Annotated in this window: 18 protein-coding genes and 5 pseudogenes; 7 read left to right on the plus strand and 16 right to left on the minus strand. The window is 62.0% G+C overall.

The window, feature by feature from the left end; all coding sequences use genetic code 11:
• Positions 1-126 precede the first annotated feature (126 nt).
• Positions 127-834: a Crp/Fnr family transcriptional regulator gene (locus QNJ43_RS03500; protein ID WP_300467426.1), complete on the plus strand. Its 708-nt coding sequence runs from the start codon at positions 127-129 to the stop codon at positions 832-834.
• Between the two features lie 29 nt (positions 835-863).
• Here QNJ43_RS03500 and QNJ43_RS03505 read toward each other — a convergent pair whose 3' ends face one another.
• From QNJ43_RS03505 to QNJ43_RS03515, 3 genes are all read right to left on the minus strand, one after another.
• Entirely contained in the window at positions 864-974 is a 111-nt protein-coding gene (locus tag QNJ43_RS03505; protein WP_300467933.1) for an adenine deaminase C-terminal domain-containing protein, read from the minus strand.
• Positions 975-1,044: 70 nt separating this feature from the next.
• Positions 1,045-1,350: an adenine deaminase C-terminal domain-containing protein gene (locus QNJ43_RS03510; RefSeq protein ID WP_300467428.1), complete on the minus strand. Its 306-nt coding sequence runs from the start codon at positions 1,348-1,350 to the stop codon at positions 1,045-1,047.
• Entirely contained in the window at positions 1,292-2,491 is a 1,200-nt protein-coding gene (locus QNJ43_RS03515; protein WP_300467430.1) for an amidohydrolase family protein, read from the minus strand. Before QNJ43_RS03515 ends, QNJ43_RS03510 begins: the two co-directional genes overlap by 59 nt.
• A 179-nt stretch (positions 2,492-2,670) precedes the next feature.
• Here QNJ43_RS03515 and QNJ43_RS03520 point away from each other — a divergent pair, with 179 nt between their 5' ends.
• From QNJ43_RS03520 to QNJ43_RS03530, 3 genes and pseudogenes are all read left to right on the plus strand, one after another.
• Positions 2,671-4,227, plus strand: a complete 1,557-nt coding sequence (locus QNJ43_RS03520) for a CYTH and CHAD domain-containing protein (RefSeq protein WP_300467432.1) — start codon at positions 2,671-2,673, stop codon at positions 4,225-4,227.
• 311 nt (positions 4,228-4,538) lie between these two features.
• Complete coding sequence (locus QNJ43_RS03525; protein WP_300467935.1) at positions 4,539-4,622, plus strand: hypothetical protein; 84 nt, start codon at positions 4,539-4,541, stop codon at positions 4,620-4,622.
• Between the two features lie 64 nt (positions 4,623-4,686).
• Positions 4,687-5,093 (plus strand): annotated as a pseudogene (locus QNJ43_RS03530) (EamA family transporter).
• 16 nt (positions 5,094-5,109) lie between these two features.
• Here the strand turns inward: QNJ43_RS03530 and QNJ43_RS03535 are convergent.
• The 7 genes and pseudogenes from QNJ43_RS03535 to dctP all read right to left on the minus strand — a co-directional run bounded on the left by QNJ43_RS03535 (position 5,110) and on the right by dctP (position 11,862).
• Entirely contained in the window at positions 5,110-6,207 is a 1,098-nt protein-coding gene (locus QNJ43_RS03535; protein ID WP_300467434.1) for an ATP-dependent RecD-like DNA helicase, read from the minus strand.
• Positions 6,208-6,737: 530 nt separating this feature from the next.
• Positions 6,738-7,513, minus strand: a pseudogene (locus tag QNJ43_RS03540) (AMP-binding protein); the annotation flags it as partial.
• A 119-nt stretch (positions 7,514-7,632) separates the two neighbouring features.
• On the minus strand, positions 7,633-8,382 hold the full coding sequence (locus QNJ43_RS03545; protein ID WP_300467937.1) for a malonyl-CoA decarboxylase family protein: 750 nt from the start codon (positions 8,380-8,382) through the stop codon (positions 7,633-7,635).
• The gene (locus tag QNJ43_RS03550) at positions 8,276-8,803 is read right to left on the minus strand and encodes a malonyl-CoA decarboxylase N-terminal domain-containing protein (RefSeq protein WP_300467436.1); all 528 of its coding nucleotides are present in this window, start codon (positions 8,801-8,803) and stop codon (positions 8,276-8,278) included. The genes QNJ43_RS03545 and QNJ43_RS03550 overlap by 107 nt, the downstream gene beginning before the upstream one ends.
• Positions 8,804-8,855: 52 nt before the next feature.
• A pseudogene (locus QNJ43_RS03555) lies at positions 8,856-10,162 on the minus strand (TRAP transporter large permease).
• Between the two features lie 84 nt (positions 10,163-10,246).
• Positions 10,247-10,654, minus strand: a pseudogene (locus tag QNJ43_RS03560) (TRAP transporter small permease subunit); the annotation flags it as partial.
• Positions 10,655-10,917: 263 nt separating this feature from the next.
• A pseudogene (gene dctP / locus QNJ43_RS03565) lies at positions 10,918-11,862 on the minus strand (TRAP transporter substrate-binding protein DctP).
• A 362-nt stretch (positions 11,863-12,224) separates the two neighbouring features.
• On the opposite strand from dctP, the gene QNJ43_RS03570 reads away from it, so the two are divergent.
• The 3 genes from QNJ43_RS03570 to QNJ43_RS03580 all read left to right on the plus strand — a co-directional run bounded on the left by QNJ43_RS03570 (position 12,225) and on the right by QNJ43_RS03580 (position 13,238).
• Entirely contained in the window at positions 12,225-12,605 is a 381-nt protein-coding gene (locus QNJ43_RS03570; RefSeq protein WP_300467438.1) for a GntR family transcriptional regulator, read from the plus strand.
• Positions 12,544-12,894 carry an FCD domain-containing protein gene (locus QNJ43_RS03575; protein WP_300467440.1) on the plus strand — a complete coding sequence of 117 codons (351 nt, stop codon included), beginning with the start codon at positions 12,544-12,546 and terminating at the stop codon, positions 12,892-12,894. Before QNJ43_RS03570 ends, QNJ43_RS03575 begins: the two co-directional genes overlap by 62 nt.
• Positions 12,895-12,998: 104 nt before the next feature.
• Entirely contained in the window at positions 12,999-13,238 is a 240-nt protein-coding gene (locus QNJ43_RS03580; protein WP_300467442.1) for a hypothetical protein, read from the plus strand.
• A gap of 31 nt (positions 13,239-13,269) precedes the next feature.
• Here QNJ43_RS03580 and QNJ43_RS03585 read toward each other — a convergent pair whose 3' ends face one another.
• The 6 genes from QNJ43_RS03585 to QNJ43_RS03610 form a co-directional block, all read right to left on the minus strand.
• Positions 13,270-13,809 carry a cytochrome b gene (locus tag QNJ43_RS03585; protein WP_300467444.1) on the minus strand — a complete coding sequence of 180 codons (540 nt, stop codon included), beginning with the start codon at positions 13,807-13,809 and terminating at the stop codon, positions 13,270-13,272.
• A gap of 110 nt (positions 13,810-13,919) precedes the next feature.
• Positions 13,920-15,065, minus strand: coding sequence for a GTP cyclohydrolase II RibA (gene ribA, locus QNJ43_RS03590; RefSeq protein WP_300467446.1), 1,146 nt, complete (start codon positions 15,063-15,065; stop codon positions 13,920-13,922).
• Between the two features lie 165 nt (positions 15,066-15,230).
• Positions 15,231-16,046, minus strand: a complete 816-nt coding sequence (locus QNJ43_RS03595) for a class I SAM-dependent methyltransferase (protein ID WP_300467448.1) — start codon at positions 16,044-16,046, stop codon at positions 15,231-15,233.
• Complete coding sequence (locus tag QNJ43_RS03600; RefSeq protein WP_300467450.1) at positions 16,043-17,134, minus strand: glycosyltransferase family 4 protein; 1,092 nt, start codon at positions 17,132-17,134, stop codon at positions 16,043-16,045. Before QNJ43_RS03600 ends, QNJ43_RS03595 begins: the two co-directional genes overlap by 4 nt.
• The gene (locus QNJ43_RS03605) at positions 17,124-17,543 is read right to left on the minus strand and encodes a 6-carboxytetrahydropterin synthase (protein ID WP_300467452.1); all 420 of its coding nucleotides are present in this window, start codon (positions 17,541-17,543) and stop codon (positions 17,124-17,126) included. The genes QNJ43_RS03600 and QNJ43_RS03605 overlap by 11 nt, the downstream gene beginning before the upstream one ends.
• A gap of 94 nt (positions 17,544-17,637) precedes the next feature.
• The gene (locus QNJ43_RS03610) at positions 17,638-18,552 is read right to left on the minus strand and encodes a zinc-binding alcohol dehydrogenase (protein ID WP_300467455.1); all 915 of its coding nucleotides are present in this window, start codon (positions 18,550-18,552) and stop codon (positions 17,638-17,640) included.
• Positions 18,553-18,729: the final 177 nt, after the last annotated feature.

The raw sequence follows: 18,729 nt of genomic DNA on the forward strand, positions 1-18,729 counted from the left end.
GGTTTCTCAACCTAATTTGACGCTGGGATGTTTTCGCGGCAGCCTATCTTACCGTATTCTGACTATCGCGTTTTTTCGCGGCGGGGCGACGCACCTTCGCCGTACTGAGGCGAAGGGGGAAGCGTCGTGAAATCGGTGGGGCCGACCGGCCGCGACCTGAGCACCATTGGAATCTTTTATAAATTGTGCGACGGGAGCCGCGAAAGGCTTTCCGCCGCCTGCCAATGGAGCGCCTATGACGAGGGAGAGGAGATTGTCCCCTATCTCGACAAGCGCGATGACGTCTTTTTTCTTGTGAGCGGATCGGCGCGGGTGATGATCTATTCGCGCGGCGGCAAGGCCGTGGCTTTCCGCACGATCGAGACCGGCGACCTTTTCGGCGAGCTTGCCGCCATCGACCACGGTCCGCGCTCTGCCAGCGTGGAGGCGTCCAGCGCCTGCGTCGTGGCTCGCTTGTCTGCCGAAGCCTTTCGACGGGCCATGCGCGAGGAGCCGGACGTCATGGAGGCGGTATCATGCCACCTGGTGGCGCAGATCCGGGATCTGACAGCGCGGGTCTTTGCCTTCTCCACCCTGCCGGTCAAGACGCGCATTCAGACGGAGATCCTGCGTCTTGCCGGAGATCCGCAGGGCCATGCGGGCCCGCTCAGCATTCGCGGCTTTCCCACCCACGGCGATCTGGCCGTGCGCGTGTCGACTCATCGCGAGGCGGTGACCCGGGAGCTCGGACGCCTGACGCGCTGCGGTATTCTGCGCCGCAGCGGTCGGGATCTGGAAATCATCGACGTCGCGGCCTTGCGCACCATGGTCGAGCGGGAAGAGGGCGAGGAATAGGATGCGGCAAAGCCGCTCCGCTTCCCGCCTCACTCCACCAACGCAAAGCGGTCCACGTCGAACATGCCGAAATCGGTGATCTTCAGGTGTGGGATCACCGGGAGCGGCAGGAAGGCGACCTGCAGGAACGGTTCCGGCAGGGTGCAGCCGAGCTCGCGTGCCGCAGCACCAGAAACGCATCGTGCACCGCTTCGAACGGCTGATCCGACATCAGCCCGGCGATGGGAAGCGCCAGTTCCCCCGTACCACGCCGCCTTCCGCCACCACGAAACCGCCCTTCAACTCGATCAGCCGGTTGATCGCCACGGCCATGTCCGCCTCGCTGGCGCCGACCACGCAGATATTGTGGCTATCATGGCCGACGGAGGAGGCGATCGCGCCGCGCTTCAAGCCGAAACAGGTGACGAACCCGCGTCCGATATTGTCGTTGATGCCGTGCCGGGCAACCACCGCGACCTTAGTCGCATCCTGGCCGGTATTTATGCAGATCTCCCCGTCGCGCACCGGCAGGTTCATCTTGTGATGCTCGCTGAGGATCAGGCCCGCCTTCACCCCGATCACCGGGGTGGGGGGCATTATGCGCGACGACGGGGAAGCTGTCGGCCGTCACGGGGTTGGCCTTCATGCTGGAAAGTCCGACCGGCTCGACCGGTTTGCGTGCGGCGAAGAGCGAGCGTTCCACCGGGCGCCCGCCCGCCACGACCGAATGCACCTTGCAGTGCTCCACGTCATCGAGCAGTACGACATCCGCCCGCCAGCCGGGGGCCAGAAGATCGCGATTGCGCAGGCCGAACGCCGTCGCCGCCGACCAGCTCGCCACCCGGTAGGCATGGTGAAACGGTACGCCGCGGGTCTTCAGGTCGGCGATCAGCCGGCAGATCATGTGGTCGAGATGGCCCTCCTCGGCGATGTCGAGCGGATTGCGATCATCCGTGCACAGCGCGCCATGAACGAAGACGTGTTCGCATCCACGACGCTCTTGAGCGCCTCCAGATCCTTGGAGACCGAGCCTCCTGGATATCAGAATGCTCACGCCCTTGGCAAGCTTCTCGCGGGCTTCGCGCGCCGTCGTCGCCTCGTGATCGGTGCGGATGCGCGCCGCCAGATAGCCGTTCAGATCGAAACCGGTCACAAGCGGCGCATGCCCGTCGATATGCCCCTCCTGAAAGGCGGCAAGTTTTACCAGGACGTTTTCGTTGCTTGCCAGAACGCCCGGGAAATTCATGAACTCCGCCAGCCCGATCACCTTGGGATGATCGGCAAAGGGCAGAAGATCGCCAATTTCCAGCCGCGCGCCCGATGTCTCGAAGGTGGTCGCGGGCACGCATGAGGAAAGCTGGACGCGCAGGTCCATCACCACGGCCTCCGCCGAGGCCAGAAAGTACCTGATGCCCTCGGCGCCCAGAACGTTGGCGATCTCGTGCGGATCGCAGATGGCGGTGGTCACGCCGTGCGGCAGAACGCACCGGTCGAATTCATGCGGGATGACGAGGGACGATTCCACATGCAGATGCATGTCGATGAAACCCGGCACGGCGATGCGCCCGGCTGCGTCAATTTTGCGCAAGCCCTCGTACGTTCCGTGCGTGCCGACGATGCGGTCGCCGACAATTGCGATATCGCAAGGGGTCAACGATCCGTCGATGACGCTGAGCAAGGTGGTATTTTCAGCACCAGATCGGCCTTTTCCACACCACGTCTGACGGCGATGGCCCGTTTCAGAAAACTCTCGTTATGCACCATGGTCATTCCTTTCAGCGTGTGGTGGCCTTGCGGAGGCAATGAATACTTAGCCGGCTATTTCTCGTTCCTCGAATTTGCAGGGTGGACAAGCTGTTGACTGATATTAGTCTTTCTCGCGATGTGGTCGATCCGACGAAATGGGGGCTGTGTTCCATGTCTGTAGCGAACAGGGAAGCCGAACTGAAGTTCGAATTACAGCTTTCGGAAATCGATCGCCTGCGAAATCATGCCACCTTGCGAGACCTGACCGTAGGCCGCGCGACGACGCGCACGTTGGTTTCCATCTACTACGATACAGAGGACGACGCGCTCTTCAATGTTGGGCTGTCGCTGCGCGTGCGGAAAGTCGGCCGCAAGTGGGTGCAGACCGTCAAACGGGGCAAGCCGATTCCCGGCGGGCTTTCGCCCCCGATCGAACTTGAAGCCCCCGTTCCCATTTTCGAACCGCGCTTCGACGCCATTTCCGATCTGAAAATCGCCGAGGAAATCGTTCGTCAGATCGGCGAGGCGACACTTCTGGCGCGCTATGAGACGCACATGCGTCGCACGGTCCGGAACCTCACCGTCGATGAGGGCACCGTCGAATTTGCGTTCGACAATGGCGAGATCGTTGCCGGAGAGCGCAAGCTGCCTTTTGTGGAAGCAGAACTGGAGCTGACCGGCGGCTCCCTCGGCGTGCTCTATCAGGCTGCCCGATTTCTGTTCGATGACGGCCCGATCCGGTTTTCAGCCATGAGCAAGGCGGCGCGCGGTTACAGGCTCGCCCATGGCGAGGAGCCTAATCCGATCGCATCGCGCAAAGGTCTCGATCATCACATGAAGGCAGGCATCACAAGTGAGGAGGCCTATGCGGATATCCTGCGCGCTTGCCTCGATCGCATCGCCCACAATCGCCTGGCGACGATTTCGGGCGACGATCCGGAAGGCCCGCACCAGTTGCGCGTGACGCTGCGCCGACTGCGGTCCGCCTTCAAGGTTTTCCGGATCATGGCCGATACGCCGGAAATTTGCAGGCTCGATGCGGAGGCGCAACGCATGAGGCAGCTTGTGGGCGAGTTGCGCGATGCCGATGTGCTGATCGCCGATATCGTCTGCCCGGCAACGGGGGCTCCGGCCGACGGAACCAAGGCGTTGATCGCGACCCTGGAGGCGCGAAGGGTAAAGGCCTGCGCCCATGTCGTTGCCAGTCTGTCGAAGCCGTTCGTCAACGCCTTGCTGCTCGATCTGGGACGCTATGCGGAAACCCGTGGTTGGCTGGGCGAGAATATCGAACAGACCGCAGCGCTTGCCCGCCCCATCGGTGATCTTGCGCGCGAGGCTCTGGCAAGGCGGTGGAAGTCCTGCACCAAGGCTGCCAAAGGACTTGAAAAGCTCGACATTGAACAACGCCACGTCCTGCGCAAGAAGCTGAAGCAATTCCGCTACGCGGTGGAGTTCTTCGCCGGCCCTTGCAAAGGGCAAGAAGCTGAAGCCGTTCTTGGCGGACCTGAGGGCGTTGCAGGATGTCTTTGGCTATCTGAACGACGTCGCCATGGCGCGGCGCCTTGCCGATATCGATCCCGGCACCCGTGCCGACCGCGATCTCTCGCTCATGACCGCCGGATATGTCATGGGCTGGCATCAGACCAATGCGGACCATGCCTGGGGTGATGCAAAGGACAAGTGGAAGGCGCTGGAGAAGGTGTAGAAGTGATGGGAGTAGGCAACCCCGTCTCAACCGGTCATGCGATAGCCCATCTACGCGCTGCGCAATTTGCGCGAGCTGTGCCATAGTGCGCCTTTCATCCCCAATCTGAATCGGAAATTCGCCATGGCCCCTCGTCGCCACACCTCCGCCATCGATCAGGTCGAGGCGATGTTCAAGAAGGTTAAGACCAAACCCGCCCCCGAGACGCCCGAATTCAAGCGCAACGCCATTCCTGTCGGCAAGGAAACCGGTTACGGTCAAGATCGACAACGACGTGCTCGCCTTCTTCCAGGAAGACGACCCCAGCTGGCAGGATAGGATCAACGCCGCGCTGAGGAAAGTGGCGGAGCTCGACTAGGCCCTTCCGACTTCCGGCACGCGGCCGCGTCGTTTCATGGACGCAAACGAGAAGGGGAGGTCTCGTGAAGGATCTTTATCTGTCCTGGCGGTTATGGGCTTTGCTCGCAGCCGTATTCGCGGCGCTGACGGCCATTTTCGCCAAGATCGGCGTGGAGGATGTCGGCTCCGATTTCGCCACGCTCATCCGCACTTCCTGGTGCTGGCCGGTATCGTCGCGGCGACGGGACAGTACCAGTCGCTCGCCTCGATCTCGGGGCGGAGCTATCTGTTCCTGGTTCTGTCCGGAATGGCGACGGGAGCCTCATGGCTTTGCTATTTCCGCGCCCTCAGACTGGGCGACGCGGCCCGCGTCGCACCAATCGACAAGCTCTCCGTCGTGTTCGGCGTGCTTTTTCTGGGAGAGCATCTGACACTGCCGAACTGGCTCGGCATCGGACTGATCGCGGCAGGCGCCTTCCTAGTGTCCTAGCGGGGATAGGCGGAGCCTATTTCACCACCGAGATTTTTTCGGCAGCCCGCGTCACCGCCGTATAGAGCCAGCGTGCCTGATGCTCGCGGAAGGCCCAGCTTTCGTCGAACAGCACGACGTTGTCCCATTGCGAGCCCTGCGCCTTGTGCACGGTCATGGCGTAGCCATAGGCGAATTCGTCGGAGCGGCGGCGCAGCGCGTAGGGCACTTCCTCCGAGCCTTCGTCAAAAAGCTCCGGCGCGATGGAAACCCGGACCGACTTCCGCTTCAGCGTATCCTCCGGCTTCACGTCATATTGCAGCTTGCCGCGCTTGGGTGGATGGGCTGCCTTGACCGTCCACAGTCCGCCGTTGAGCAGACCCTTAGCCTTGTCGTTGCGCAGGCACACCAGCTTCTCGCCCACCTCCGGCATTTGCAAGGTGTAGCACATCAGTTCGCGGATCCGGTCATTGTAGAGGCGGCGGGTCTTGTTGCGTCCCACCAGCACCTGATCGGTGGCCAGAATGGCGTCGGCGTCGATCTCGCAGCGATGGATCACCCGGCTTTCGCCATAGGTGCCATAATCGAGCGGCTGGCCCTCGCGGATATCCATCGACAGGCGGATGATCGGATTGTCGGCCGCCTGTCGGTGCACTTCCGACAGCATCGCATCAGGCTCCGCTTCGGTGAAGAAACCTCCGCCCTTGACCGGAGGCGACTGGGCCGGGTCGCCCAACACCAGAACCGGCGTGCCGAAGGACAGGAGATCTCGGCCCAGATCCTCGTCCACCATCGAGCATTCGTCGATGACGATCAGTGAGGCAGACGCCGCCGTGCTGTCGCGATTGATGGTGAAGGAGGGACCTTCGCCGTCCTCGTCCTCGCCGCGCGGGCGATAGATCATCGAATGGATGGTGGAGGCATCCGCGCAGCCCTTCGTACGCAGCACGTGAGCGGCCTTGCCGGTGAAGGCGCCGAAGGCGACGTCGCCGTCCACGCCTTCCGCCAGATGGCGCGCGAGCGTCGTCTTGCCGGTGCCTGCATAGCCGAACAGACGAAAGACCTGTGTCGGTCGCGTCTTCAGCCAGCTCAACACCGCGCGCAAGGCCTCTTCCTGCTGCGGCGACCATTCCATGATGGGTTCGCGAATCCTCGGCGGTTCGTGACGGTGCCCGGTTGGTACACCGGAATGGTTGTGCTGGGGAAGGGGGAGGGAAAGAGGAAGGGGAGTGGAGGCGCTTCGCGCCGGCTACCCGCGCTGGATCTCGGATATGGCCATGCAGCTTCGCTGCAGACCGTCCGGAATGAGGAGCAAGGGGAGAGTCGTAAGCAAACGCAGATGATGGGCGAGCAGCATGCGGCGTTGGCGTCTACTTACAACTCAGCCTACTCTCCTCATTCCGGACAAGTGAGGCAGATCCGAACGCTGATCCGGAATCCCGCTTAACAAGCAGCGGCAAAGCCGCTCCTCAGCTCTCAAGCCTAGGTCTTTGCCGCAGACTCCCCTGAGTGCTCGTCGCGCAGCACATTCTTCTGCACCTTGCCCATGGTGTTGCGCGGCAGTTCGGGTACGAAGAACACGCGCTTGGGCTGCTTGAACCGCGCCAGCTTGTCGGCGATTTCCACCTTCACGCTCTCCTCGGAAAGCTCCGCATCCTCGCGCGCCAGAAGCCGCGTGTAGAAGGTCGGCACGCCCATCATCGAGGTGGCCTGCGGCAACCCGGCGATGATCGCATCGGCATCGAATTTCGGCAGGAAGATCATCGACCCGCCCGACACCATCACCGTGTTGCAGGCGACGAACAGTCCGTGCGTGTGGAAGATCGGCAGCGCATGCAGGAGAACGTCGTCGGCGGTGAAACGCCATGCCTCGACCAGCGTGCGCGCATTGTCGAGAAGGTTGGCGTGCGAGAGCATCGCGCTCTTGGAGCGTCCCGTAGTGCCGGATGTGTAGAGGATCGCGGCCAGGTCGTATGCGGCACGGTCCCGAATGCCTCGCTCTGGGCCGCCGCGATATCCATCAGACTGCCGGTTCCGTCGGCGTTGAGGGTTTTCAGCGCAGCACCGGAATCCTTGTCGATTTCGTGCAGCGTCTTTTCCGAACGCGCATCGCACACAACCAGAGAGGGGGCCGCATCGCCAACGAAATAGGCGATCTCGGCCGCCGTATAGGCGTTGTTGAGTGGCAGGAAGATGGCGCCCGCGCTCACGGTGGCGAGATAGAGCGCCAGCGCCTCGGCCGACTTCTCCACCTGCACTGCAACCCGATCCCCCGGCTCCACGCCCAGCGCGCAAAGCGCGTTGGCCAGACGGCCCGTCAGCACGATCATGTCGCCGTAGCTGATCTCACTGCCGTCGGGACGGCGGATCAGCACCTTGTTCGGGTCTTCCGGGCTGCCCAAAAGGGCATCGTAGAGCACGTTGGGGGAACCGTTCGTCATGCCATGTCTTTATTGTCTGTTTCCGTCTTTTTGGTCTTCTTGTCGGCGGCGGGCAGCAGCGCACGCACCGGGCGGGCCGCCTTCACCTCACGCCGCGAAGCGTAAGCCTCGTGGTTAACCTACACGTCGCCGAGGTCATAGAGGTAATTCACCATGATTCCCGCCGATTGTGAGATCCCCTTGGGCGAGACGTCGCCGAGCCAGTTGATCTGGCGCAGCATCGCGCCGTTGCCGAGGTGGAAGCGGGCGACCGGATCAAGCGGCTGTCCGTCCGAGCGCTTGGCGGTCAGGAAATATTCCGCGGCCAGACCCTTCAGGAGCGGGCTTGCCTTGGTCGTCAGGTCTTCGTCAAGGTGCCAGCCCTCGGTTTCTGTCAAGCTCAGCGCCTGAGCCGCGCGTCCTTCCGCATCCTTCTCCGCCTCCGATTTCACCCAGCGCATCAGGCCGGGCACCGGCGACAGCGTGACGAAGGTCTTCAGGTCGGGGATCTCGTGCGCCAGATCTTCCGCCACCTGCTTGATGAGGAAATTGCCGAAGGAAACCCCGCGCAAACCCGTCTGGCAATTGGAGATCGAATAGAAGGTCGCCGTCGTCGCCTTGTCCGGGCTCAGGATTTCGCGTTCTTCGGACAAAAGCCCCTGAATGGAGGAGGGGATCTCGCGCGACAGCGCCACCTCCACGAAGATCAGCGGATCGTCGGGCATGGAAAGGTGGAAGAAGGCGAAGCAGCGCCGGTTAGCAGGTTGCACGCGGCGGCGCAGCTCATCCCATGTGTCGATGGCGTGAACGGCTTCGTATTCGATGATCTTTTTCCGGGATATGCGCCGGGGTCTCCCAGTCGATATGGCGCAGAACCAGAAAGCCGCGATTGAACCAAGAGGTGAACAGCCGTCCGAAATCGGCATCCACCCGCTTCAGGTCCGGATTGTCGCGGAGAAGCGGCAGCAGCGCCTCGCGCATGTGAACGAGCGCTGCCGTGCCGCCGGGCGCCAGATTGAGCCGGCGCAGCAATTCCTGGCGCGGCGGCTCGCTGGCAGCGATCAGTTCCGCTAGAGCTTCGTTGGTATATGTTTCGCGATAGGCATCGGCGGCCTGGCCCACGCGCTTGGTATCCGGGTCGTATGGGTTCCCCAGCATGGTCAGGAAGTCCTTGCGCCCCTGCTCGTCGAGCGTGTCGAATCCGCGCAGGATCTCGCTTGCCAGCGCTACGCCGGAGGTCTCGCCGCGACTGTCGATCAGTCGCGCGCCCCGGCTCACCAGGGCCGACAGCATGTCTCGCAGCATGCTCATGCGCCGTGTTTCTCCGTGTTGTTCAGTGCTCATTTTTCGTGTCCTTTCTGGGTCACCCCATCATGGCTTCAGGCAACCATGTGGCGATTTGGGGAAAGACGCACAACAGCAGAATGCCCGTGACCATGCACAGGACATAGGGCAGCGAGCCGCGCAGGATCTGAGAAAGGCAGATATCCGGCGCGATTCGGTTGATGACATAGAGGTTCAGATCGACCGGCGGCGTGATCAGTCCGATTTCTATGTTGATGGTGAGAATGACCGCGAAGCAGTAGGAGTCGAACCCCGCCTGCGAGATGATCGGCAGCAGGATCGGCGCGGTCATCAGGATCACCGCAACGGGGGGCAGGAAGCAGCCAGCGGTGAGCAGAAACAGGTTGATCACTCCCATCAGCACCCAGCAGTTGATCTCCAGATCCGCGATCCAGGCGGCGATAGACTGGGTGATGAACAGCGAGGAGAGCGTGAAGGAAAAAAGTTCCGAGGCGCCAATGATCATCATGATGATGACGCTTTCCTTCAGCGTGTCGCGCAGAACGTTCCACAGCGGGCCGACCTTCCACAGCCGGTAGATGATCATCACCAGCACGATGCAGAAGATGGTCCCGACGCCTGCGGCCTCCGACGGCGTCGCCACACCGCCGTAAAACACCCAGAGAATGCCGACGATGATGGCGAGGAACGGCAGAACCTTCGACAGGACTTCGAAGCGCTGGCGCATGGTGAAGCGCTCGGTGACCGGCGCCAGCCCGATGCCGCTGCGGTTGCAGGCAAACAGCTTCCAGGCCATGAACAGGCCGGTCAGCATGACACCCGGCAGGATACCGGCCAGAAACAGCCGCCCGATCGAGGTCTCGGTCGCGATGCCGTAGACGATCATGGTGACGGACGGCGGGATCAGGATGCCGAGCGTGCCACCCGCCGCAATCGAGCCTGCTGCGATCTCTTTCGGATAGCCGCGACTCGTCATTTCCGGAATGCCCATCTTGCCGATGGCCGCACAGGTGGCAGGTGGGAACCGGACAGGGCCGCGAAGATGGAACAGGCCCCGAGATTGGACAGCACCAGCCCACCCGGCACCCGGTTGAGCCAGCGGTCGAGCACCAGATAGGGGTCCTTGCCCGCGGGCGAGGAGGCGACGGCTGCGCCCATCAGGATGAACATCGGGATGGAGATGAGCCCGAAGGAGGCAAGCCCGCCGAAGAAGGTCTCGCCCAGGATCGACAGCGTTCCCGTTCCTTCCACGATCATCAGCGCGATGATGGAAACGAACCCGAGTGCGAAGGCAATCGGCGTTCCGATGGCAAGAAGCGCCATCAATGCGACGGGCACCATGGCTCCAATGGCAAGCGGTGTCATGGGCGTCGTGCTCCGTGGTAACGGTCGGTGAAGGGGCGCAGGATTTATGCGATGTATTGAAGGCACAGAATTGCCGATGCCGAGCGGCAACGGCAGCAGCGGGATCCAGAGCGGCGGCGGCCAGACGGTGTCCGTCGTCCAGCCATAGGCCCACGCCTCTTCGAAATAGATCCATCCCGACCAGGCGAGCAGCGCGGCAAAGGCGAGCCCGACCCCCAGGTTCATCAGCATGCGCACCGGTCTGGTCATGGCGTTGGGCAGCAGGTCCACATTCACGTGTCCGCCTTCGAGCAGCACGAAGGGGGAGCCGATGAAGGTGGCCGCGACCAGCGCATAGATGACGAATTCGGTCTGCCAGACGGTCGATCCGTTCAGGAAGTAGCGCACGAAGACCATGTGGCACACGACCAGCGCCGTGGCCGCGACGAGCCGGATCGCAATGACGCCACAGGCGCGCAAAATTGCTGAGACGAAAGAGATATACGCTTTCATGAAAGGGTCCTGATGGAACGAGAGAAGGCTTGGTCTGTAAGCCAACACCTGGTTCCCCCCTCCCCCCCTTGAGGGGGAGATGTCGGTCCTAGACCGACAGAGGGGGGGGTGGGCGGCAGGTTCAGAACAAGTGGCTTACCCCCCTTCTGTCACCATCGGTGACATCTCCCTCTCAAGGGGGGAGAGGGGAACACGAGGGCAGATCATGCAAAACGACCAGTGAACCCGATGCCTTGCGGCTTCGCCGGTCATTTCCTTGCGTCCTATTCGACCGCCAGCGCGGCGTCGATCAACGTCTGACCACCGTCGACCTTTTCGGCGAAGTTCTTGTAGGAGATCGCCTTGGCGATATCGAGCCAGGCCTTGTAGTCGTCCGCGCTCATCTCCACGACCTTGACCTCGGCGTCCTCGTAGGCCTTGACCAGCTTGTCATCAAGCCCCTTGGCCTCGCCGACGAAGTAGTCCTGCGTGACCTTGCCCGCTGCCATCAGCGCATCGCGCTGCGCGTCATCCAGCTTGTCCCAGGTGCGCTTGGACATGAGGATCGGCTCGTACATGAACCAAAGGGCGTTGGCGCCCGACTTGGTCAGGCAGGTGACCTGCTCGTAGATGCGGTAGGAAACGAAGGACCCTGACGAGGTATTGGCAGCGTCGAGCACGCCGGTCTGCAGGCCGGTGTAGATCTCCGACGACGGCATCGACGCAATCGAGGCGCCCGCACCCACGAGCATCTGCTCGAATGCTGGCCCCGCTGCGCGCGTCACCTGACCCTTGATGCTCTCCGGCGAGGTGAGATGCACTGCTGCTTGGATGCGAACGCACCCGCCAGCCACGCATCGGCCAGAACCACAACACCCGCGTCATTCACGATCTGCTTGATCTGCTTGATCTGCTTCATGAACGGGGAATTGTTCAGCCGCTGCGCACGGTCGTGGTTGCGCACCAGCTCCGGCATCAAGGTGGCGGAGAATTCAGGGTGACGACCGGAGGCATAGTCGAGCGGGAAGGCGGAGATGTCGAGCTGGCCTTTCACCATGGCGCCCCACTGTTTTTTCGGCTTGAACAGCGAGCGCCCCGGATAGACCTGGATCCTTCAGGCCCACATTGGCCTTCTCCACTTCGCGCGCGAGAATTTGCACCATCTCGTCGCGCACGTCGCCCTTGCCGCCGGGCCATTGGTGCGATGCCTTGAGCGTAACGCCGGCCATGTGAGCGGCGCCAGCGGTAATGGTGGCGATGGGGATCGATTTCCGCAAAGCGGTCGTCAGCATTTCGTTCCCTCCCACCGGTCGTCGCTGGTCTTATAACGTTAGGGAAGGGTAGCTTGACGGAGCCGTGCACACAGAGTCAAGATCGTTGTATACAAGAAATGAGGGAAAGACCTTATATAAACTTAGAGGAAGAACGAAAATACAAGCGTTTCCCTCGCGTTTTCCAACGTTCAGTCATAGTGCGATGCGGGTCGTGTATATCCTTTTCACCGATAGTTATGGGCGATGCATCGCATTGTTTTTCGGGTTCAAAGGGAAGGGACGCGGTTTCCGGCATGTGTTGCTTGTGAGGCATGTGAATGAGTGAGCGTATTGCCGACAGGCTGTGCGACCAGCTTGAGCAGGATATTCTGACCGGAGCCTATGCGCCCGGAGACCGGCTGGACGAGGTGCGGCTCGCCCAGCGCTTCGATGTCTCCCGCACGCCGATCCGCGAGGCGTTTCAGCATCTTGCGGCCTCCGGCCTGCTTGAACTGAAGCCCCGGCGCGGCGCCTTTGTGCGCAGACCCTCCGTCTCCGAGATCATCGAGATGTTCGAGGTCATGGCCGAGTTCGAGGGCATGTGCGGCCGTCTTGCGGCCCGGCGCATCACCAAGGCGGAAACCGAGGAGCTGATCGATGCTCTGCAGGCCTGCAAGGCGGTCTGCGCGCGCGGGGGAACTCGACACCTATTATTATGAGAACGAGCGTTTTCACCTCGTGATCTACCGTGCCTGCGGCAACAGCTATCTCTGCGATCAGGCGATGACGCTGCACCGGCGGCTGAAGCCTTATCGCCGCCTGCAACTGCGCGTGCGCGGCCGCATGCGTCGTTCTTTGAGCGAGTACTGCGCCAGTCGAAGCGATCATGAAGGAGAGGCCACAGCAGGCGGAAGAGGCCCTGAAAAGCCAAATCCTGTCCAGGGCGAGGGCTTCAACGATCTCGTTGCCGGTCTGGAACGCGAGAAGCGGCAGGCAAGGGCCGGATAGGGGCCTTTTGTCGCCTGGCGTAAGGGCATTGACTCCAAATTCACCATATTGGGGCTTATATCCGGCCCATGCGCGCGTTGATTGCTCTCTGTCTCCCCGTCGTCGTGGCTCTGGTCCTGGGCTCGATGACCGTTGTCCAATTGTTGCCGAGCGGATCGGAACTGCTGCAGAACCAGAAACAGCAGACGGATCAGGCTCTGCGCGAACAGTTGCGCAAGCGGCACCAGGAGCTGAGTGATCGACAGCAGGACGAGATACGGCGCAAGACGGAAGAGCTCCCGCGCCGTCAGAGCCGGGAAGAACTTCGGCGCGATACCGCTATTCCCCCCACCAAGACGCGTTGACGAGGGGAGGTGGGACGGGTGCCGCCAGAGGTCAGGCGCCTGCCACCATTCGCATCAAGGTGCGGTCGCGGCGCACGAAATGGTGGAACAGCGCGCCCGCGATATGCATCAGCACCAGCGCGGTCATCAAAAGTCCCAGCGTTTCATGCAGGCCGAGGAACGTGTCGGCGGTCGCCTTGTCCTTGTCGACAATCGGCGGCAGCGTGAAAAGCCAGAAAACTTTGATCGGCGCACCATAGGCCGACGTTCCGATCCAGCCGACGACCGGCTGCACGAGCAGCAACGCATAGAGCAGAATGTGCACGATATGTGCCACGATGCGCTGCGGGAGTGGGATATCTTCCGGAATGGCGGCGGGCGGGTTCTTCCACCTCCACACGAGCCAGGCCGCGGTAATGATGAACAGCACCACCCCGCAGGAGCGGTGATAATCGAACAGGAAATTCTGAATCCAGCCGGACGGTGCACTCAGCATCACCAATCCGGCCGGGATCATCGTCAGGACAAGGGCCGCGGTGACCCAGTGAAATGCGCGCGCCGTCGCTCCGTAGGCAATCTCGTCAACCTGCATGCAGTCACCTCCCCTCAAAATGGAGGGGTATGCTAACGGATTATACGGACCCTGTCGTTAGGGAAGGATGGGTGCGAAACGCTTTCGACCAGACAACAGAAAGCTGCCCCTTAAACGGTCTCCAGCAGACCGGCCGTGTCGTCCAGCATGTGTTCGGCCCGGCGCGCCTTGGTTTCCAGATAGCGGCGATTGTCCGGATTGACGGGGGTGACCACAGGCAGACGGCCCGCAATCTCGATCCCGGCTGACGCCAACCCGGTCAACTTGGTCGGGTTGTTGGTGAGAAGCGTGATTGTCTCCCAGCCCAGCCGTTTCAGCATGTATCCGGCCGAGTGGTAGTCACGTTCGTCGTCGTGGAACCCGAGTAACTTGTTGGCGTCGACCGTATCGAGCCCCTGATCCTGCAGCGTGTAGGCGTGCATCTTGTTGGCTAGGCCGAGCCCACGGCCTTCCTGATCGAGATAGATCAGGCAACCGCCGCCCAACTCCTCAAGCCGGTGGAGGGCAAGCTGAAGCTGTTCGCCGCAATCGCAGCGCCGGGATCCGAAGATATCGCCGGTCAGGCAGGAGGAGTGCACGCGCACCGGTACCGGGGCATCCGCCTTCGGTTCGCCGACGATGACCACGGTTGCAATCCCGCCGATGGCATTGCGGAAGATTACGAAGCGCGAGTTGATGCCGTCCGCGATGGGAACGCGCGCCTGGCTCACGGGCTTGAATGTGGCCGCAAGCCGGGGGCGGAAGGCCTCCACATCGTCGGCGCGAACGGTGATCGCGGCTTCCTCTCCGAAGGTTGCCTCCACGGGCTCGGAGACGAGACAGACGGGAATGCGCTGGGCAAGCTTGGCAAGTTCCACCGCGACGCCTGCGATCCTTCCCGCCGGTTCGAAAACCGGCAAGTTCTCCGGCTTGAGGCCGGTGGCGATCTCCATCAGGCGCGCGACATCCGGGTCGCCTTCCTGGATCGAGGCGATCGCGGTCACCACCGCACCCTGGGCGACTTCCTGCGGCAGGTCCATCATCCCGGCGCGCACGGCGGAAAGGACCAGTGATGCGCGTCCTTCGCAATAGTTTTCGATGAACGCGGCAAGCTGCGTATCGTCAATGCCGTCGATCGCCAGCACGAAACGCACGCCCTCATCATCCGCGATGGCGAGCGGTCGGTGGCCCTGAATTTCGCCCAGCGCCCGATGCACGGCCGTCAGGAGCGGGTCCCCGAAGGTCGAGGAGGACAATGAAATGTTTTTCTGAAGCATCACATTCGTTTCGTAACTTGTGGTCCACCCAGTAACACCGGGACGACGAACAGGCAATTCACCCTGTTCCTTCCGCCGGTTCCGCAAGGGCGCTCACCCTATCAGAGGTCCCGCTCCAGAAAACCCACTTTTCGAACACTCCGGCGTGAAGTCCTGGTGTGCCGGTCAATTCGGCACGTCTGTCGGCAGGGCGAAGATGTCGATATGCCCGACCTGGATTTGAGACCGTCCGGCATCGATCTCCTCTAGCCGAAATCGTGTCCAGGCCTGCAGATCTTCTGCGCTCAAGCCCCCGATTTCTGCTGCAGCATTCGCCCAGCCTTCTACCAGCTCACGCTGAAAGATGGGTTCGTCTTCGCGACAAGTCCAGTCCGAGCGCGCCTGAACCACTTTGAACCCTGCCTTTTCAAGGCGTTCGATCGCATGGGCGGCGGCATTCGGTCCAAGTGCGGGACCAAATCCCTTCTCCCCGTGCTGGTGCCGGTTGACCAGATCTGTCACCTCGTCATCGAGGGCGTGCTGCGGAGAACACGTAACACGTCCGTCATAGGTGAGAGCTGCGTAAAACGGCAGGCGCCGTTCGGCCAGGGCGTCGATGAGGCCGACGAGCCAGTCTTCGGAGAGCAGATCGAGAAAGGCGGAGGTGGTGACGAGATCCACCCGGTCAAGCAGGGGAAACGGTCCCGCTGCAAGGTCCACCTTGATCGTTTCAAGCTCTGCGATCCCGCCGAGCCCCGTGCACTCGGCACGTGCGCGCGTCAAAAGAGCGGCATCGTGATCGACAAGCTGCCAGCGTTGTCCGGCGGGCAGAAGGGAGCAGAGCGCGCGAACGGTCGAGCCGGTGCCGCAGGCAAAGTCGACGACGAGCGGGGCCTGCGCATTGCTGAGCGCGGAAATCACGGCGGCCCGGATTTCCGGGGCGCGCGCCCGTTCGTCGGCCGGTTCGCGCAAGGTCAGCCAGTCAGCGGAAAATCCGGTCATCGTTTTTGCTCTGCAGGTTCGGCAAAACGTTCAAGCGCGTCCGCGAAGGCATTCGCGGCATCCCGCCAATTCGGCACCTTTTCCGCTACCGTGCGGGCGCCCGCCGCATATTCTTCGCGCAACGGTGCATCTTCCAGCATCCGTTGTAACGTCTGTCTGAAGCCGTGTACGTCGTCGGCCCCGACGGTGATCCCGGCCTCATCCGGCACGGTTTCGGCCACGGCGCCGTTGCCACTGGCCACCACTGGAACACCATGCGCGATCGCCTCGGCGAAAACCATACCGTATCCCTCGTACTGGCTGGCCAGAACGAAGAGATCGGCTTGTTCATAGAACGAATTCAATCGCTCCCGGCAGACGGCGCCGTGCAGCGTCACGCGATCGGCAAGCGGTGGCGTTTCTGCCTGTTGGCGGATCCTGGCGGCGCATTCGGGATCGAAATCCGCGCTGCCGACAATGTCGAGGTGAAACGGCAGGTCCGTCATCTCCGCCAGCGCATTAAGCAGGATCGCATGTCCCTTGCGCGGCACCAGCGAGCCTGCAGACAGAAGCCGGATCGGTGCGCCTGCCGGGCGTCGTCGGGCTCGATATGGGACGCGATCCGTCCCGGGCGCCACGACCGCGATGCGTGTCAATGCGACGTCGTAATCCTCTGACAACACGCGTGCAATCGCCGGGCTAGGAACGATGACGCCGTGTGCACCGGCAAGTGCCTGCCGTTCGCTCACCTTGAAGGTTGCAGCCGCCTCCCGACTGAGCCCGCTTTCCAGCGCCAGCGGATGATGGACGATGCCGATCAATGGACGGTTTGGGCCGAGCACCGTACTCGCATTCGGCAAGGCCCCGAGTGCCAGTCCGTCGATGACGACCGGCACCGTCTCCGGCAGTTCCGACAGTTGCCGATAGGCGCGTTGGCGCGTCTGGTGACCGGCAAAGGGAAAGCCGTCTCCAAGCGATACGGGCTCCACCTCCCAGCCGTGCGTAACAAGCCCGGCGATGATCCGCCGGTCATATTCATAGCCGCCGCTCGGCGTATCGATGGCGCCGGGATAGACGAAGGCAAGGCGAGGGGCCGGCTCACCTATCATTGGCGTTTCCAGTAGTCGGGGCTTCATACCAGGCGCGCGCCACGTGGCTTTCCGACAGGGTCACCTTGATCCGGTCAAGCTCCGATCCGGTGCGACCCAGGCCGTCCGCGCGCGCGATTTCGCTGAGTTTCTCGTGAATGTGGCCGGTCAGGAACTCCGTAGTGGTGTTGATGCCGGAAAACGCCTCCACCTCATCGAGATTGCGGTAGTTGAGCGGTTCTAGAATGGATTTCAGCGCCTCGTGCGCCCGCCCGATATCGATGACGACGCCGTTCTCGTCGAGCGTCTTGGCAAAGAAGGCGGCATCGACCACGAAGGTGGCGCCGTGCAGTGCCTGGGCCTGTCCGAACAGGCTACCGGTAAAACTATGGGCGATCATGATGTGATCGCGGACTTCGACGGCAAACACACGTAACTCCTTGCGATTTCAATTTTGGAAATGGTTCGGGGATTTTGCGGCAATGCGTTGCCGGCTTTGTGCTGCGAGCCGCGCCTGTCCTCCCTCATGCGCCGCCGTAGTCGACCACCTGACACAGGATGCCGCTGTTTTCCTCAAAGATACGCGGCAACGCCTCCGGCAGGTCGTCAAAACCGATCGGCTCTTCAAGAAGCGCATCGAGGCGGTCATCGTCAAGCAGCGAGACGACGGTGCGGTTGCGGCGTGCAAAATCCCAGCGCGCGCGCCGCGCCGCCGGTATGCGTCCGACCTGGCTCGCCAAAAGCTTCAGCCGTCGGCTGTGGAAGGCTCCGCCGAGAGGCACGGTGACGGGTTTGGCCCTGTACCAGCTCATTTCCACGACGCTCGCTTCGTCCCCGGCAAGCTCCAGAGCGGTGGCAAGTCCGGCCTCGTGAGCACTGGCATGGATCACGAGGTCGTTATTGCGTCGTGCGTTCTCCGGTTTGGCGAAGGACAAGCCGAGATCCCTGGCAATCTGCGCCCTTGCGTCATTGATATCGACGAGTTCGGCTGAGGTCGCGGGAATTTGAGCGCAAAGCCAGGCCGTTAGCAGGCCCACGACGCCGCCTCCGACCACGGCAATGTGATCGCCGGGTGCTGGCTGGGCATCCCACACGGCAGTAAGAGCGGTCTGCAAATTGCCGCAAAGGACGGCTCTTTTTGGCGGCAAGCTATCCGGGAGAAGCGTCGCCGTATCGATCGGCGCGTCGAACAGGGTCTGGTGAGGATGCAGGACGAAAACGCGCTGCCCCAGCCATTCGGGCGGCCCGGCGGTGACTTGGCCGACGCTCTGGTAGCCGTATTTGACGGGAAAGGGAAAATCGCCCGCCTGCATCGGCGCGCGCATGCGCTGCCACTCGGTTTCAGGTACGGCGCCCGCAAAGACGAGCCCCTCCGTTCCCCGGCTGATGCCGCTGGCGATGGTGCGAACGCGAATGTGATCGGGGGGAAGCTTCCCCAACGTTTCATGATGTATTGCAGTGCAGCGAGGCGCGATGTACCAAAGGGCCGCGGCGTCGCTGGAAGCAGTCGCCATTTCCGTTTCAACCATTTTCGTATCCGTTCCTCAGCCGATCTCTTGTCGGCTCCAATTCGGGTGACCCTTGCATGAGTCTTTCCGTTGCGTCGCGTAGTCCTT

Origin of the sequence: Breoghania sp. (genome assembly GCF_030066895.1) — a bacterium.
Lineage (GTDB): Bacteria > Pseudomonadota > Alphaproteobacteria > Rhizobiales > Stappiaceae > Breoghania.

What these genes read in the sequence shown, in the direction of transcription:
- QNJ43_RS03510 (WP_300467428.1), bottom strand. Translation starts at nt 1,350, where the DNA reads ATGAACCTGCCGGTGCGCGACGGGGAGATCTGCATAAATACCGGCCAG.
- QNJ43_RS03535 (WP_300467434.1), bottom strand. Translation starts at nt 6,207, where the DNA reads ATGGAATGGTCGCCGCAGCAGGAAGAGGCCTTGCGCGCGGTGTTGAGC.
- QNJ43_RS03550 (WP_300467436.1), bottom strand. Translation starts at nt 8,803, where the DNA reads ATGAGCATGCTGCGAGACATGCTGTCGGCCCTGGTGAGCCGGGGCGCG.
- QNJ43_RS03570 (WP_300467438.1), top strand. Translation starts at nt 12,225, where the DNA reads ATGAGTGAGCGTATTGCCGACAGGCTGTGCGACCAGCTTGAGCAGGAT.
- QNJ43_RS03575 (WP_300467440.1), top strand. Translation starts at nt 12,544, where the DNA reads ATGCTCTGCAGGCCTGCAAGGCGGTCTGCGCGCGCGGGGGAACTCGAC.
- QNJ43_RS03585 (WP_300467444.1), bottom strand. Translation starts at nt 13,809, where the DNA reads ATGCAGGTTGACGAGATTGCCTACGGAGCGACGGCGCGCGCATTTCAC.
- ribA (WP_300467446.1), bottom strand. Translation starts at nt 15,065, where the DNA reads ATGCTTCAGAAAAACATTTCATTGTCCTCCTCGACCTTCGGGGACCCG.
- QNJ43_RS03595 (WP_300467448.1), bottom strand. Translation starts at nt 16,046, where the DNA reads ATGACCGGATTTTCCGCTGACTGGCTGACCTTGCGCGAACCGGCCGAC.
- QNJ43_RS03600 (WP_300467450.1), bottom strand. Translation starts at nt 17,134, where the DNA reads ATGATAGGTGAGCCGGCCCCTCGCCTTGCCTTCGTCTATCCCGGCGCC.